The organism is Desulforhopalus sp. (assembly GCA_030247675.1).
Lineage (GTDB): Bacteria > Desulfobacterota > Desulfobulbia > Desulfobulbales > Desulfocapsaceae > Desulforhopalus_A.
The window spans coordinates 1,194,409-1,208,483 of the sequence record JAOTRX010000002.1 but is presented as its reverse complement, the minus strand read 5'-3'; the positions used below and the strand labels follow the sequence as shown (position 1 = coordinate 1,208,483).

16 protein-coding genes are annotated in these 14,075 nt (G+C 47.8%); 2 read left to right on the top strand and 14 right to left on the bottom strand.

The annotated features are described in order from the left end of the window. Positions 1-22: 22 nt before the first annotated feature. The 12 genes from OEL83_05295 to OEL83_05240 all read right to left on the bottom strand — a co-directional run bounded on the left by OEL83_05295 (position 23) and on the right by OEL83_05240 (position 9,586). Positions 23-967, bottom strand: a complete 945-nt coding sequence (locus OEL83_05295; GenBank protein ID MDK9706447.1) for an SIR2 family protein — start codon at positions 965-967, stop codon at positions 23-25. Positions 968-1,062: 95 nt separating this feature from the next. Further along, positions 1,063-1,941, bottom strand: coding sequence for a protein kinase (locus OEL83_05290; protein ID MDK9706446.1), 879 nt, complete (start codon positions 1,939-1,941; stop codon positions 1,063-1,065). A 174-nt stretch (positions 1,942-2,115) separates the two neighbouring features. Then, on the bottom strand, positions 2,116-2,652 hold the full coding sequence (locus OEL83_05285; GenBank protein ID MDK9706445.1) for a hypothetical protein: 537 nt from the start codon (positions 2,650-2,652) through the stop codon (positions 2,116-2,118). 117 nt (positions 2,653-2,769) lie between these two features. After that, positions 2,770-3,168, bottom strand: a complete 399-nt coding sequence (locus tag OEL83_05280) for a hypothetical protein (GenBank protein MDK9706444.1) — start codon at positions 3,166-3,168, stop codon at positions 2,770-2,772. A 783-nt stretch (positions 3,169-3,951) separates the two neighbouring features. Continuing rightward, positions 3,952-4,665: a hypothetical protein gene (locus tag OEL83_05275; protein ID MDK9706443.1), complete on the bottom strand. Its 714-nt coding sequence runs from the start codon at positions 4,663-4,665 to the stop codon at positions 3,952-3,954. Next, complete coding sequence (locus tag OEL83_05270; protein MDK9706442.1) at positions 4,632-4,940, bottom strand: hypothetical protein; 309 nt, start codon at positions 4,938-4,940, stop codon at positions 4,632-4,634. Before OEL83_05270 ends, OEL83_05275 begins: the two co-directional genes overlap by 34 nt. A gap of 120 nt (positions 4,941-5,060) precedes the next feature. Then, positions 5,061-5,723 carry an RloB family protein gene (locus tag OEL83_05265; protein MDK9706441.1) on the bottom strand — a complete coding sequence of 221 codons (663 nt, stop codon included), beginning with the start codon at positions 5,721-5,723 and terminating at the stop codon, positions 5,061-5,063. Beyond that, positions 5,723-6,991 carry an ATP-binding protein gene (locus OEL83_05260; GenBank protein MDK9706440.1) on the bottom strand — a complete coding sequence of 423 codons (1,269 nt, stop codon included), beginning with the start codon at positions 6,989-6,991 and terminating at the stop codon, positions 5,723-5,725. Before OEL83_05260 ends, OEL83_05265 begins: the two co-directional genes overlap by 1 nt. Before the next feature lie 293 nt (positions 6,992-7,284). Continuing rightward, positions 7,285-7,887 (bottom strand): MarC family protein, encoded by a 603-nt coding sequence (locus tag OEL83_05255; protein ID MDK9706439.1) that lies wholly within the window; start codon positions 7,885-7,887, stop codon positions 7,285-7,287. Between the two features lie 269 nt (positions 7,888-8,156). Continuing rightward, on the bottom strand, positions 8,157-8,666 hold the full coding sequence (locus tag OEL83_05250; GenBank protein ID MDK9706438.1) for a nitroreductase family protein: 510 nt from the start codon (positions 8,664-8,666) through the stop codon (positions 8,157-8,159). Between the two features lie 23 nt (positions 8,667-8,689). Beyond that, positions 8,690-9,325 carry a flavodoxin family protein gene (locus OEL83_05245; GenBank protein ID MDK9706437.1) on the bottom strand — a complete coding sequence of 212 codons (636 nt, stop codon included), beginning with the start codon at positions 9,323-9,325 and terminating at the stop codon, positions 8,690-8,692. A gap of 30 nt (positions 9,326-9,355) precedes the next feature. Then, positions 9,356-9,586, bottom strand: a complete 231-nt coding sequence (locus OEL83_05240) for a hypothetical protein (protein MDK9706436.1) — start codon at positions 9,584-9,586, stop codon at positions 9,356-9,358. 575 nt (positions 9,587-10,161) lie between these two features. On the opposite strand from OEL83_05240, the gene OEL83_05235 reads away from it, so the two are divergent. After that, complete coding sequence (locus OEL83_05235) at positions 10,162-11,460, top strand: hypothetical protein (protein ID MDK9706435.1); 1,299 nt, start codon at positions 10,162-10,164, stop codon at positions 11,458-11,460. 95 nt (positions 11,461-11,555) lie between these two features. Here the strand turns inward: OEL83_05235 and OEL83_05230 are convergent, their stop codons facing one another. Beyond that, positions 11,556-12,530: a TerC family protein gene (locus OEL83_05230; GenBank protein ID MDK9706434.1), complete on the bottom strand. Its 975-nt coding sequence runs from the start codon at positions 12,528-12,530 to the stop codon at positions 11,556-11,558. Between the two features lie 122 nt (positions 12,531-12,652). After that, positions 12,653-13,261 carry a trimeric intracellular cation channel family protein gene (locus OEL83_05225; GenBank protein ID MDK9706433.1) on the bottom strand — a complete coding sequence of 203 codons (609 nt, stop codon included), beginning with the start codon at positions 13,259-13,261 and terminating at the stop codon, positions 12,653-12,655. 376 nt (positions 13,262-13,637) lie between these two features. On the opposite strand from OEL83_05225, the gene OEL83_05220 reads away from it, so the two are divergent. Further along, the gene (locus tag OEL83_05220) at positions 13,638-14,072 is read left to right on the top strand and encodes a flavodoxin domain-containing protein (GenBank protein ID MDK9706432.1); all 435 of its coding nucleotides are present in this window, start codon (positions 13,638-13,640) and stop codon (positions 14,070-14,072) included. The last annotated feature ends 3 nt before the right edge of the window (positions 14,073-14,075 follow it).

Below are 14,075 nucleotides of genomic sequence, written 5' to 3'. Positions count from 1 at the left end.
CCGGGCGCGTCGTTTTGCCCGGTCAATGTTCACCCGGTTGTTGGGCATTTTCAATTAATTGACTGAATGCTGTGTGGTAGGCACGCTCATAACCTCGGTCAACCTCAATATTTATTATTTGAACGCCGATTGATTCGAGGATAGAGAGCTTTCCGAGTGTTAGTTTTGATAACGGTTCTTCGTAAATATTGTAAAACCACGTAGCACCAAAGGCAGGAAGGCTTGTGTATTTTCGAGCCTTTAACTTCTGTTTTTCCTTAAATATCAGAAGCCACCAAAGGTCTATTTCGCTATAGTCCAACCCAAAACCAAAAATATGAATGTCATCTCTAAGAAATACATCAACCCACGAATGTGACATATCTTCATGATGATCGAAGTCTATTTGTTTTTGCATGAAAGGGGAGTGCCTTTCAGCAAAATCTTGACTGATGTTTTTGCGCTCCCAAACCAAATATTCTTTAATTTTTTGTAAATATCCTACGTAATGGTCATGCCCCAAGGTAATAGTTCGAGGCTTATCAATTTCACCATGAATATGCCATACTGTCGTATTTGAAACCTGACGTCTTCTAAAAAGGTTGTAACGGTTCTCTTCTCGAATGTTTGCAGGTGTGACTGTCTCGTTAGCAGCCGTTTCAAGGCAATAGTCATAATTTGTGGTCATAATATGCTTGAAACCAGCGTTAGCAATACGCCCATGTATGCCATTAGGAGCCATCTCTTTCATTAGGATAGCAACACGCTTTTTCAAATCACTTTCCATCTTTCCATTACGAACACAACGAACCGCAAGCTCCTCATATAGTAATGGAAATGGTTTTATTTCTGAGTTTTTCAGTACTGATTTGCTATTGCTGAACAAAGCTAGTTGCTGAAGGACTTGGTGCCAAGAAACACCTGAATCGTTTGACCGATTAGGACCATTTCCAAGCAGTAGTGATATATTCTTCCGTTTAACTTTCATGTGTGTCCATCATGCCCAACGGTCCGGCTCAACGGACCCGCGCTGTTTGCGGGGTCCGAGTGGAGACGTTGGTTGTGCTAAATTTATTCTTTATATTAGCTGGATGGGCTATTTAGATCTCTCCAAATTTCCATAGAATTTGCTGTTCGATATTCAACATGCCTCCTTAGCGTTTTTTCGAGAGCAAAGTTGAAAGGGGTTGCCAATTGTAATGCCAAGTCTCTTGGTTTGCCTGATAATATCTCATCTTGAGTGAACTGTATTTTCCTTGAATGTGCTATTTGAAGTAACAACAATCCCACATGGTAAATATCAATTCGTGAGTCAATAGGCCCAAACTCTTTTGGATTTAACACTTCAGGGGGCAGCATCCATTGTGCTCTCGTGTTCTCTAAATCTATTTCATTAATAAGTTTTGAAACCCCAAGATCGCCTAATTTAAATTGAATAACAGCATCTTTTGTTGTTACCATGTCATCTTTAACAAATGCTGCGAAAACATTGCCTTCGTGAATATCCTGATGAACATAATTGTTCAGATGCAAATAATTGATTGCTTGGAGCAAATGTCTAGCCAGAGGCATTATCCATAACATCCCATTAAAATCAGGTATCTCGAATATTTCTGAAATGGAACCGTGGCATCTTTCGGTGATAATATAGAAAGTATCTCTAAATTCAAATGCATCGTATACAAAGGTAATATATGGATGTCTTAATTGGAATAATTTTATAAACTCTGCCTCGGCGGATGCTTTAACTTTTTCATAGGTTCCTTTCGGTTTTAAGACTTTAACAGCAAGAGTATTATTCCAAACGTCGGTGCATTCATAAACAATCCCAAAGTTACCTTCACCAATTTTTTTACCGATTGTATATGTATTATTGGTGGTCAAACATGTAATAGACTCACCAAAAATCGGTTCTGTGAAAGTTCTAGAGGACTCTATAGCCGTATTTGATGTAGTAGTCATATTTTCCCATGCACAACGTGAAGTTCTGCGGGCCCGCGCTGTCTGCGGGTCCGCAGAAACGCTTTGTTGTGTAATTATTTTCTTTGTTTTTTGGTTTTTATTTTTCTGTTGTTATGCTGTTAATGCAGTTTTCTGACTGGCTTAAGAATCGAACTATTTCTATTAGGTTCTCCGCTATAGAATGGATACGTTTTTGATCTTATAAACGAACTCCTCCTCGTCATTGGTGTATTGCATGGCCCTGTCCCACAAAGGATTCGTTTTATCTGAAAGATTTTTTGCAAGAGCTTTTATCTCTGGTGGTGCGTCATCTCGGAAATATCCATTCCCATATCGATTTTTGGGGTAGCTCACCCCTGTTATTTTGAATTTTGTCATCGACACATTTTCTGACTTCTGCTGCTCTATATCATTGTGTGCGGTTTCCCAGGTTATCGCTCGTGTCATCAAGTAATAACTGCGTTCGTCAAATTTGCCATTAATGGTATATTTGGATTTGGATGGATACTGCGGTCGCACTTTCCTCTTGTACAAACCGCCAAGGACGAAACGGAAATGCAAATTATCCGGAGACATTTCGTATCGCTTGCTATCTATGATGTCTATCCAGTGCCCTTTTGCTTGAGCTAGATATTTCTTCACAAAGAGAACTGCAAAGGCCTCTTCGGTGCTAGCATATGCAAGGTATTTCTCAAGTAATTTATCGTCCATAAATAATTGTCAGGGAATTCTTGTTTGTTACACAACGTTCCGGCTCACCGGACCCGCGCTGTTTGCGGGTTCCGAGTGAAGACGGTGGTTATGCAATTATTTATTGAATTTATTATTTCACATTCTTTTGTTCATAATGGGACGTTTATTATCAGACTTGAAAACCAAACTTAAACCTACTTTTTCATAAAGTATTGAATATTCTGGTTTGGATGGAATTATTCCATAAACGCTAGACAAGAGAACGTTTCCATGATCTCCATTTTCAACCTTTTCTATTCTTTTGAAAATACGATGTCCAATTGAGTTTTGCTGAGACATGCCTATATAAAGAATATTATCTTGATTGTCAGTTATCATATAAACTCCTTTAGCGTGTCTAAAGGGTCCTTGAGCATTTTCAAAATTTTTTCCCTCTAAACTTGCAGGGCCGACTAGTTCAATACTTACACCAAATAGATCTTCTGTAGTAATCGCAAAATTTTTGTAATATTCTATAAGATTTTTGGCTTTCATTTTTCACCATTTATAATTTGGTTGTAGCATAACGTGGAGTTCTGCTGAAGCCGCGCTCTTTGCGGCTTCAGCAGAAACGATTTGTTAACTCAAATAATTTCTTTTAATTTCTGTTGCTTTTAATGCTGTTATTTCTTTTGCTTTTATGCAGTTTTGTTTTTTGTTTTTCTTTTATGACTTTATCGTTTTAATTTTCTTTCATGCCGAAGGCATTCATCAAAAGAGTTAACGTTTAATAGCCTGCAGCGGCTTTTCTGGAGAAATTGGGCCGGAGGAACGGCTTTTCAACCTGCGGTTAAAGGCCGTTCCTCGTTGGCATATCCTCATTCTTTCTTCAAAAAGAATTCTCACCTTCTTCGTATCTAATAGAAATGTAAGATTGTTCTGGCATGATAGACCAGAATCTCCCCGTTGACAACAAAATTGCTGTTAGGATCTTCTGTGCGGCTTTTTGGGGTTCTGCTCCTGTTAGTTTGCTGCAGCATAACTGGAAGATTTTTTCGTAAGCATCGTCATTTTGCTGAAAAAATTGGCGGTTGAAGGGGTGTTTTGTGCAGCTTTTTGGGAAATATCGCCTGTTAGGCCGCTGCGGCACCAAGTATTATATAACTTGGATATACTAAAAAAAATGTATGATTTCGGTGAGTTTAAGAGCACGGATTTTGGTATGTTTCTTCTGATAAACCGATTGGCATAGAAAGAGTAGTTACTGCCTGGTTTGATTCGTGGACATTCTGAAAGGTTTCCAACCATCCATAAATCAAGCCTGGCACCATCTCATACTTAATAGCCATCTACATGACAAACAAACTCTGTTGTATTATTTCCTTTATCAACCAAATATCCGACACCACTTAAATCAACTCCACCTGCCGGTAACTTGGTGTTCCTTATCTTTTCTCCCGAGTGCATTTCTATGCCAGGTAAAAATCCTGTCGCTAAATGCAGTTTCTTTTGTACTGTCGATGCATTAACGGGTATCACTACTCTGTAGCTAGATCCACTACAACATTCAACGCCACCTTCAGGATGATATAAGTCGATCCACAGTTCAGAAGCTGGCAATCCATAAAATTCCTCATTTATCTTGAAGATAGCCGCGGCAATCGGAGATCGATTTAAGTGAGCTGGTTGATAGCCTAAATCTTCTAAAAGGCGGGTGCTGGTTTGCCCAGTTGCTGTCTCAAAATTTAACCCTGCAATTGGTGAACAATCTTCGATCTTGGGAAAGAGTCGATTAAGCCAGTCTTTTACTATAATTTTTCCTTTTCTTAACGACTGGTTTTCTATGGAGGTCAACACCCAATCATTTCTTCTCTCAAACTCGTATGAATAAATTTCATCTAAATTTTGCAAGATTATTAAGAAACGAAAATATGGCTGAAAACTGGATGGAATGCATTGTGGTTTAAATCGCAAATCTAATCTAATCTTATGCTCTTTTCTTTCATTCTTATTTGGCACTAATGGAAAAGAGAGTTGTTCAATCGACAGCATTTGAGTGATTTTTTTAGGGTATGGTTTTGCATTCCAATCAATCTCCACTTTTTTAGAGGCAAAGTGAGGTTCTTTTTTTGAAGGTTGATATCTTCGGAATACTCTTTAAATACCTCTAAAAGTTCATTAGCATATTTATTTATTAGATTCTCATCAGCGCATTCTGTGGGAAATACCTCATCGCTATAACTGTTTTTAACCGTGCCCAGTATTTGCAGCATTATTGCTGTAACAACAATTGCACAAAACAACAAATTTCTTAAGACAGGTTTCATTGCTTATTCCTTGCAAATAGAGGGCCATCCTAAAGGATTGGAGATTAATGTCCGACTTGACTTATGGACATCTTTAAAGGCCTTGAAAACGTCCATAAGCCAAGCCTGGCACCAGACCATTCACTTCTTCAGGTCGCGCAAATATCCAACCAACTGATGCATCTTGGTAGAGGGGTTGTCACTTCCCGACTCCTCTGCATGTTTCTCTAACCGACTGGCGTTTGCCATAGCATCTGGCAGTCTTTCCTTGAGGAGAGAGAAAAGGCCGCCTGTGCCCTTGTCGTAGCCGGAAATGTGTTTTTTTAGAGTTTTGATGACCGAGACACAAACCGAGCCAGACGAATCTTTCGAACCGAACGCCTTGGTGGTATAGCCGAAATGCAAAAGGATCCAGACCTCAAAACAAGGTACCGACGTAACAGCATGAATTGAATCACCCTTGCCCATTCTTACCGTCCGGATTCGTTCCAGTGCCTCATAATAGGTGGGATGCCGGTCTTTATCGAAAACGCAAAAGACCCGATTGTACCTTCTTTCTTTCCGGTACTCGGTTAAGGCATAATCCACAACACTGCGTGGCGATGAGCCGCATTCGTCACCGACAATTCTGATATTGGCAGTGCTCAGCTTGAAGGCGTCGCAAAGTTCCTGCAAGTATTTCGGCTCTGTCTTGCCCCCTTCGCAAACGATCAACACTAGATCATAGGGCTCACGCTTTTGTGCCTCCCGGCGTAGGGCTTCTGCTTTTTTGGCCTTTCTCCGATGAAAGAGTTGGTCGGCCATCAGAGGTTGGCCTCTCTGGTATAAGGCAAGGCTCCGTAACGGCCACTCAAATATCCCTTCTGCAAGGCTTCTCCGGCTCTCGGCTTAAAATCGGTAAGCGGATAGAGATTACTGGCGTTGGACCTATCTTTTTCGATAAACCAGACCTGATCGCGCCGGACAAAATCCTGATCCAAGAGAGAAGTATCATGGGTAGTGAAGATTAGCTGCCCGTTTGCAGGGTTGGTACTATCGCTATGAAACATGGCAAGCAGATATCGCATAATCTTTGGGTGAAGACTGTTATCGAGTTCATCGGCAATGATGATTCGGCCTTTGGAAAGCATATCAAGCCATGGGCCGGCATAGGCAAAGAGTTTTCTAGTGCCGTCCGACTCATCATCAAGCGAAAGACTGACTTGAGAATCTCCACCATCAACGGGATGTAGAAAACTCACCCTCGTCATTTTTTTACCATTCAGCCTGAGACGGATATCCTCCTTAATTTCTTCAGGCAGATCTGAAGGCAGATCTTCGGACGAGAAGTCTTTGGTTTCCATCTGGATATCGGAGATGCTGATATCCGCTTCATTCATGAATGCAAGGATTTGCTTTTTCCTTTCATCGTCATAGCACGCATTCACACTGGAAATAGGGTGAAGCAAGGTGTCGTGGCTGATGACGAAAAGCCTCTGAAACCAGGTAAAGACCGGTTTAAGCTGTTCGCTGTTCCATTGAATGGCGGTAGATAGGAACAGGGCGTTGCTTCTAGTCATCTCCTGCCATTGCTTCTTACGGCCGATGAAACGGCTGCCGAAATACCATTGGTAGTTATTGCTTTCCGACTGGAAGGTCCTTTCAAACCAACGCTGGGCTCTACCTTCCGGATAGGCGATCAACCACTCATTAGTTACCCTTTTCTTGGAGACAGCAAAACCATACTGATAGCGGACGCCTTCCTGAATAAACTGCACCTCGAATTCACTGGGCTGGATTGGGCCAAGTTGATTGAACAGAAAGGGGGTGAACGCGATCTCTTCCCCTTCTTGAAGTTCTTTAGCAGAAGAGATGACAAACTTCTTCACAAAGCCGATGGCTCGGATAAAGTTGCTTTTGCCCCCAGCATTGGGTCCGTAAACAACCGCTGAACGTAGGAGCCGAGGCAAACCGGAAACCGGACTCACGAAAGTGTTGTTCTCAAGCAGGTCTTTCTGAGGAGTCGCGGTCAAGGATAGTTTTTGGGGTTCCCAAAAGGACCGGAAATTAGCAACGCTGAACTCGATAAGCATGACAGTAGTCCTTAAAAATGAAGGGTAAAAGACATTATCCGGCGAATCACCGGGTGTCACTTCATCTAGTCATACTCTTACTTTACAACTTTTCAAGATATAAATGCAGAAAATATGCAAAATATGCTCTCAAATTGGTAAATGATTCTATTTTGCTGCTAACCGATGGGATACTTCAACCCAATCCCCCAGCCCGACACCCGCACTCTATCCGAAACTAAGGCCACAGTTTTTTCCTGCACCAAAGCCGAGATCCGCCACGTGTATTCTATCCAACCTCTAAACCTATATCTCTAATTGAGATGAAGGAAATTTTGTATACCGGTAAAAATGATCTGCGCTGCAATGGCAGAGACAAAAAGGCCTGTTACCTTGGGCAGAATTATCAAACCCTGCTGGCCGATGAGCCGCTTGACTCTGGAGGAGAGGTAGAGGATGAGGCCCAAACTGAGGGCCGCGAATAGGAGGGCGATTCCAATAATAATTTTGTCCGTCAGCGTTTCAGCTTCGGCACCGGTGACGAGGAGCATGCCGATAACACCCGGCCCGACAGCCATCGGTATGGCGAGAGGAACAATCGCAATGTCGCGGTCGCCAGCCTGATTTTTTGTGGCACTCTTCTCCGCCAGCATGGAAAGGGAGGAAAGAAAAAGAATGGTGCCGGCGCCTATCCTGAAGGCATCCAGTGTAATTCCAAAGAGTTGGAAGATATACTTGCCGAAAAGAAAGAAGAGAAAGGAGCTGAGCAGGACTCCTACGGTAACCTTCACGGCTGTGCGCCGCTTTTCAGATTCGTCAAAATCTTTGGTCAGGGAAATGAACGCCGAAAGCACGAAAAATGGTGTCAGGATGAAGAATATTTTCAGATAAAAATTAATAAATGTCTGCACTAGCATTGCAGCTCCATTGCTCAAATTATCGGTAGCGCTTCTATAACAAACTCAGGGGATTCAAGAGGAACAGGCACAAGGCGCGCAGCATACATAAATCACTTTCACATACATGACAAGATACGATTCACCAAGGCCGACCCCGCATCGATATAATTTTATTGAGATTAATTGTTAAAAACGCCGGCTTGCTGCCCCACCGCACGATCACAGGCTGGCTGCAATCGTGCAGTGAGACTCACCCCCTCATTCCCAGATACTTCCTGCAGCGCCAATCACCAGCCATCCCGGTGAATGCGCTCCGCCTTAAATCTCTCGGCGGTCTGAAACTCACCAATCGGCCAACCCAGGGGAATAAGCGAGAATGGATACACATGGTCGGGGATGGCAAGCAGATTGCGAAACCCGGTCATCCGCTCGGCCACCGGATATATCCCCGCCCAAACCGAGCCCAAGCCCAAATCCCTGGCGGCCAGGAGGGCATTCTCGGTAGCGGCGCTGCAATCCTGCACCCAAAAATCCGGCCAGGGGGTACCGGTTGGATCGCCGCAGATCAGAATGGCAACCGGTGCCTGCAGGACCATTTTGCTATGGGGATGAAATGTCGGAATCGCGTCCAGTTTCGCCCGGTCGGAAATTACTATGAAGTGCCAGGGCTGCTGATTGCCGGCCGAGGGGGCCAGCATCGCCGCCTCGATAATGGCAGTGACCTGGTCCTCGCCAACCGGCAGATTCTGAAACTGGCGAATGCTCCTGCGGGTTCGGATCGCCTCAATAAGGTCCATAGCTGCACCTCCCAGGGTTCTATTTACCTGACAAAATTCATCCAGACCTTTTTCTCCGGCTCAGGCGGGGTGATTGCCCCTTTGCCATGTTCGACCAGCTTCAGCAACCACGCCATATTTTTACCGAGAGTACGCATGATCTGGTTGCCCTCTTCATCCTTGACGACCTCGCCCGGCGCCGCGCCATGGATGACATTCCAATAATTGGAAGTCGGCAGCAACATCTCGGCATAACACAAGAAATTATTGAGCTGATTAAAGGTGGGCAGACCGCCGGAACGCCTGACGGCCACCACCGAGGCCCCCACTTTATGGCGGAGCATCGAGTTGTTGACGCCGGTAACATAGAAGGCCCGGTCGAGAAAGGATTTCATGGTGCCGGCAATGGCGGAAAAATGTACCGGCGAACCGAGGAGGATGCCATCGGCCCCCTTCATCAGCTGAATCCACTCGTTGACCGGATCCTCCGTCTGAATGCATTGCTCATTCTTCTTCTTGAAACACTGGCCACAGGCCAGGCAGCCGCGCACCGCCTGGTTGCCGACATGGATGATATCGGTGCTAATCCCTTCTTTTTCCAGTTCGTCGGTCACCATTTTCAGGGCGTGCCAGGTGTTGCCGTCTTTCTTGGGACTGCCATTGAATGCCACTACTTTCATAATTGCTTCCTTGTGGTTGAATGGATGTGCTCAGTGAATTTCCTGAGGGGGCGCAGGCTGCCAGTCGAGAATCCGCCCCTGGCCCATGGAAACCCTAATAATATATTCGGCGAAGGCGTAGTCAAGGTCGCCGTCGGGCGGGCCGCTATAGGTGGCCAGAAACATCTCGACCATGGTCATGATGATATCCCGGCAAGGGCCGGTGACAACCATATTGTCGATGACATGCTCACCAAGGGTATGGACGGTGAATCTCACCATGGGAATTCCTCTTACTCGCTGGACTTGTTTGTGAAAACCGAGCACCAGTTGCCTCGGCTCATAATTCTACACAAATTCAGTATAACAGTTCACACTCGGAAAGATTCAGGAGAAAGATACCTCTGGGGCAATAATAAAGTAATCTGATCGTATACGAGCCAATACCACGGGAAAATTATTGGTTGAACGGGTACATTCTACAGCTACAACAATGTGTCATTCCGGGATGTTATTCCAGTATTCCAAGGTATTTACAAGCCCTGCCCTTTTCGATCACGGGGAATACACGGCGCGACAGCGGACATCGTCATTAATCGACACCTTCTCGATCACCCTTCTCAACGCATACAATCACCCGTTCATCTGGAACATTTCTGTAGCGGCGCATGGGGCGACTCGTTGTTTTATCTCCCCGATATCACGTTGTCATAGATATGGACAATTCCTGGTTTCCCTGTCAGGGAAGGTTTACCCGGGACTATCTTTCTGGTATTATTGACGCATTGATAAGCAGATAAGGCCGGGCGGTTCCGCTGCCCGCAAGATCACCATATCAGACAAAGGGGGAAACAACCGTGAGGCAAACAAGCTTTTTTCGAGTTGGCCAGAGTTTGGTGGGGTTGGCGCTGCTGGTGTTGCTGCTGCCAATCGTCGGGCACGCCTTCGATTTCGGCTCGGTGGTCGACGATGTCGGCAAGGCCGTGAAAAGCGGGGCGGCGGCGGTTGAGGATGGGGTGCGCAAGGTCATTCCCGGCGACGAGGGCAAGAAGGCGGGTGACGGGGAGACTGCCAAGCCTACCGCGCCCGCTGGGGAGAAGGCGGTCAAGAAAAGCCCTGAACCGGCCCGCAAGGCCACCGCCAAGAGCTCTGTTTTCGAGGAGAACAAAGAATCCACGGCGGCTGGCGGCAAGGTATCTGATCAGGCCCAAAAAACAACTGGCACCACTGCCGCCAAGACCGGGGTCACTGCCGATTCGCCCGCTGAAACCGCCTCCTCAGCTCCAGTGGCCGCGTCGGCAGTACCGGCCGCGGCCACCAACGCCAAGACCAATAAGGGCGGCACCATCTTTGCCAAGGAGCCGATCAATCCGGCCTCACCGCCTCCGGGCGTCGCCGCCTTTGCCGCCGGGGACCGCATCTACGGCATGCTCAAGGCGGCCAAGCCGTGGAAAAGCCTGCTTGGCTCCAGTGACTATCTGATCGTTTACATCATGATCGATGGGCAACAGAAAACCTCTCGGACCATCGGCCTGAAACGGCCGGACCTGCTTGCCGTCGACTACTTCATCCTTGATATCGCCCCGGATCCGGCGGCGATGAGCAACTATTCCGATCGCGATATCATCTTTCCGGAAAAGGACGGCCTCAAATTCGGTCCGGAGCTGTTCACCAAATACCTCAGCGAGTTGTCCCCGGGAAAGCATACCTTTCGCGTCGAGGTCAAGGCCTATGGCGACATCTATGCCTCCGGCGAGTTCACTATCGCCGGTGACAACTTTGCCTCCTATGCCGCTCTGCTGGGCGAGATCAAAAACAGCAGCGGCAAGCAGCAGAAGATGCCGAAACCGGGGATGACCGACCTCGCCCTGGAGAAGGAGATGCTCGCTCTGCTTAAAAACGGCGGCTGGCCGGATGTCCGCCGTCTGGTCATCGTTGATAAGGATTGGTGGATCGATCGGGTCTCCGGTGGCGACAGTCCGGTGGCTTCGCGGCATATCGAGGCGGCTGCCGCCGCCAAGGACAGCGACGGCAGCTATTACTATCGTCATGTCACCTTTCACCAGCCAATGCTCATCACCGGCGCCTGGGGCAAGTTGCAGCTCACCGACACCGGCAAGAAAAAGCCTATTCCGGAAGAAAACATCAATTTGTAGTCGGAAGAGGCGATCGACAGGCCGTGGGCTGGGAGGGACAGCAAGGAGTTGCCCCTCCCAGCAAAACTGCCTTTCCCAGACAGCTTTGGTATGAGTTAGAGCCTTTTCTCAACCTGCGGGCCGGATGGCTTGGAGGTGACAAGACTGGCCACCACCGACACCAGGAGAATCAGGCCGACGACGCCCAAGGCGATGCCGATGGGAATCTTGTAGATATCGAGCAGCAGCATCTTTGTGCCGATGAACAGGAGGATTACCGCCAAGCCATACTTGAGCAGGTGAAAGCGCTCCGCCATATCAGACAGCAGAAAGTACATCGCCCGCAAGCCCAGAATAGCAAAGATGTTGGAGGTAAAGACGATGAACGGGTCGCTGGTTACGGCGAAGATGGCCGGGATGGAATCGACCGCGAAGATGAGGTCGGTGGCCTCGACCAGCACCAGCACCACGAACATCGGCGTGGCGTAACGCACCCCTCCTTTGTCGACGAAAAATTTTTCATCGTGGTACTCGCTGGTGATTTTCATGTGCCGGCGCATCCAGCGGAGCAGAGGGTTTTTCTCCAGATCGGGATCGTGCGAGGAGAACACCAGCATCTTGACGCCGGTTACCAAAAGAAAGAGGCCGAAAACATAGAGTATCCAATGGAACTTGGCCAGCAGCAGGGCGCCGACATAGATGAGTACGGCCCGCATGACGATGGCGCCGAGCACGCCATAGAGCAGGACGCGCTTCTGGAAGGCGGCAGGCACGGCAAAAAAGCCAAACAGGGTGATCCACACGAAGACGTTGTCAACCGCCAGCGATTTCTCGATTAGATAGCCGGAGAGATATTCCAGGGCCTTTTCGTTGGCGAACTCCCGCCCGAACAGCCCATCGAGGTACCACCAGAACCAGGCGCAGAAGACAAGGGAGATAGCGATCCACACCACCGACCACCAGGCCGCCTCCTTGGCGCTGACCCGGTGGTTGCCCTGGGTCTTCAGCACGGCAAAGTCAACCGCCAGGAGAACAATGACGAGCAGTGTAAACCCCAGGTAGATGGGCAGCGTGCCGATAGATTGAATCATGCGGTTTCCTTCGAAGATTGTGGATCGCCAGTGTTTCGGCAGGTGCACTTTAGGCGGCAACCTGCCGCGATTTCATTCATGACCATGATAATGCCGGACGGCATTCAGTCAACGGACCTCGTTCATTGTTCCGGCTTATGAAACACCGGCAGGTGTAAATTCCAGCGTATGGCTACCAGCCGCAACACGACGACCACGGCCATGCCGCTGTAAAATGCTATCGCCTGCGAGATACCGATGGCCTGCATGGCCAGATATGCCACGACGCCGGCGATGGCTGCCGTGGCGTAGACCTCCTGCCGCAGGATCAGCGGGATCTTGGCGGTGATGACGTCTCGGATAATGCCACCGGTCACGCCGGTCATTGTACCCATCAGCACCACGATAAGCGCTGGGCACTGGGCCGCTTCGGCATATTGGGCGCCGGATATGGCAAAAAGGCCCAAACCAAAGGCATCGGCGACGAGGAGTGAGGTCCCCGGCGGCGGCCATCGCCGCACATAGGCCACGGTCAAGAGGGCGGCGGTGATGATGACGATCAAATACCAGGAATCGGTAACCCAAAAAATCGGATGCCGATTGAGGAGGAGGTCGCGAAGAGTGCCACCGCCGATAGCGGTAATCGCCGCCACCACGATGACACCGAGGAAATCCAGGTCGCGATCGCGTGCCGCCAGCACACCGCTGACCGCAAACACCGCCACGCCAAGAAGATCTAAATAATACAACAACACAAGGCCACCATTAAAACTGGAGTAATCCGCACAGTAAGCAGGAATGTTGCAGACAAGACAACTACCGTCAAGTAGGTAATTATTGTAACAGAATCGACAAGAAACAACATCACCAAGTGTTGGTGAAGGCCGGCATGGGGGGAGATTTCCGCGGTGAAACCAGGCACCATTGAGGCAATGGGCCGTTTCCCGTGAAAATTTGCCGGATTGATCTCCGGTTACAATACGTTTTTTCGCTAATACATCCCCCCACGGCTGCAACCAATAGTTCCCGATAGGCAAGCGTATTATTATAAGCTACCCTGGAAACGTCCCGTCATGATGATATGGACAAACGGTATCAATCTTTTCCATCTTTCAAAGGAGGATTCAAATGACCCAGGCACTTCTTGTCTACTCAACTCGCAACGGTGAAACCATGAAGATTGCCGAGCTTATTGCCGAAGGATTGCGATTCTCAGGTGCGACCGTCACCCTGAAAGACGTTGGCGAGATCAAGCAGGCAACGGACCTTGCCGGTTTCGATATCTACGCCTTCGGCTCGTCGACCTACCACGGCGAGATGATGCAGAGGATGAAAACCTTCCTGTTTCTCGCTGAAAAAGCCGATCTCAGGGATAAGGTCGGCGGGGCCTTTGGCGCCTTTGGCTGGAGTGGCGAAGCGGCGGAACGGATCTTCGACACGATGAAAAACATCTACAGCATGAATATGGTCAGCACCCCGCTGATGCTAAAAGGCAGTGAAATCGATGGTGGTATCAAAGTCGCCCACGCCTACGGCAAAGAACTCGCTGCCAAGGTTGCATAACAT

Coding starts and splice junctions, on each gene's coding strand:
- OEL83_05295 (MDK9706447.1), bottom strand. CDS start 967: ATGAAAGTTAAACGGAAGAATATATCACTACTGCTTGGAAATGGTCCT.
- OEL83_05290 (MDK9706446.1), bottom strand. CDS start 1,941: ATGACTACTACATCAAATACGGCTATAGAGTCCTCTAGAACTTTCACA.
- OEL83_05285 (MDK9706445.1), bottom strand. CDS start 2,652: ATGGACGATAAATTACTTGAGAAATACCTTGCATATGCTAGCACCGAA.
- OEL83_05280 (MDK9706444.1), bottom strand. CDS start 3,168: ATGAAAGCCAAAAATCTTATAGAATATTACAAAAATTTTGCGATTACT.
- OEL83_05275 (MDK9706443.1), bottom strand. CDS start 4,665: ATGCTGTCGATTGAACAACTCTCTTTTCCATTAGTGCCAAATAAGAAT.
- OEL83_05270 (MDK9706442.1), bottom strand. CDS start 4,940: ATGAAACCTGTCTTAAGAAATTTGTTGTTTTGTGCAATTGTTGTTACA.
- OEL83_05265 (MDK9706441.1), bottom strand. CDS start 5,723: ATGGCCGACCAACTCTTTCATCGGAGAAAGGCCAAAAAAGCAGAAGCC.
- OEL83_05260 (MDK9706440.1), bottom strand. CDS start 6,991: ATGCTTATCGAGTTCAGCGTTGCTAATTTCCGGTCCTTTTGGGAACCC.
- OEL83_05255 (MDK9706439.1), bottom strand. CDS start 7,887: ATGCTAGTGCAGACATTTATTAATTTTTATCTGAAAATATTCTTCATC.
- OEL83_05250 (MDK9706438.1), bottom strand. CDS start 8,666: ATGGACCTTATTGAGGCGATCCGAACCCGCAGGAGCATTCGCCAGTTT.
- OEL83_05245 (MDK9706437.1), bottom strand. CDS start 9,325: ATGAAAGTAGTGGCATTCAATGGCAGTCCCAAGAAAGACGGCAACACC.
- OEL83_05240 (MDK9706436.1), bottom strand. CDS start 9,586: ATGGTGAGATTCACCGTCCATACCCTTGGTGAGCATGTCATCGACAAT.
- OEL83_05230 (MDK9706434.1), bottom strand. CDS start 12,530: ATGATTCAATCTATCGGCACGCTGCCCATCTACCTGGGGTTTACACTG.
- OEL83_05220 (MDK9706432.1), top strand. CDS start 13,638: ATGACCCAGGCACTTCTTGTCTACTCAACTCGCAACGGTGAAACCATG.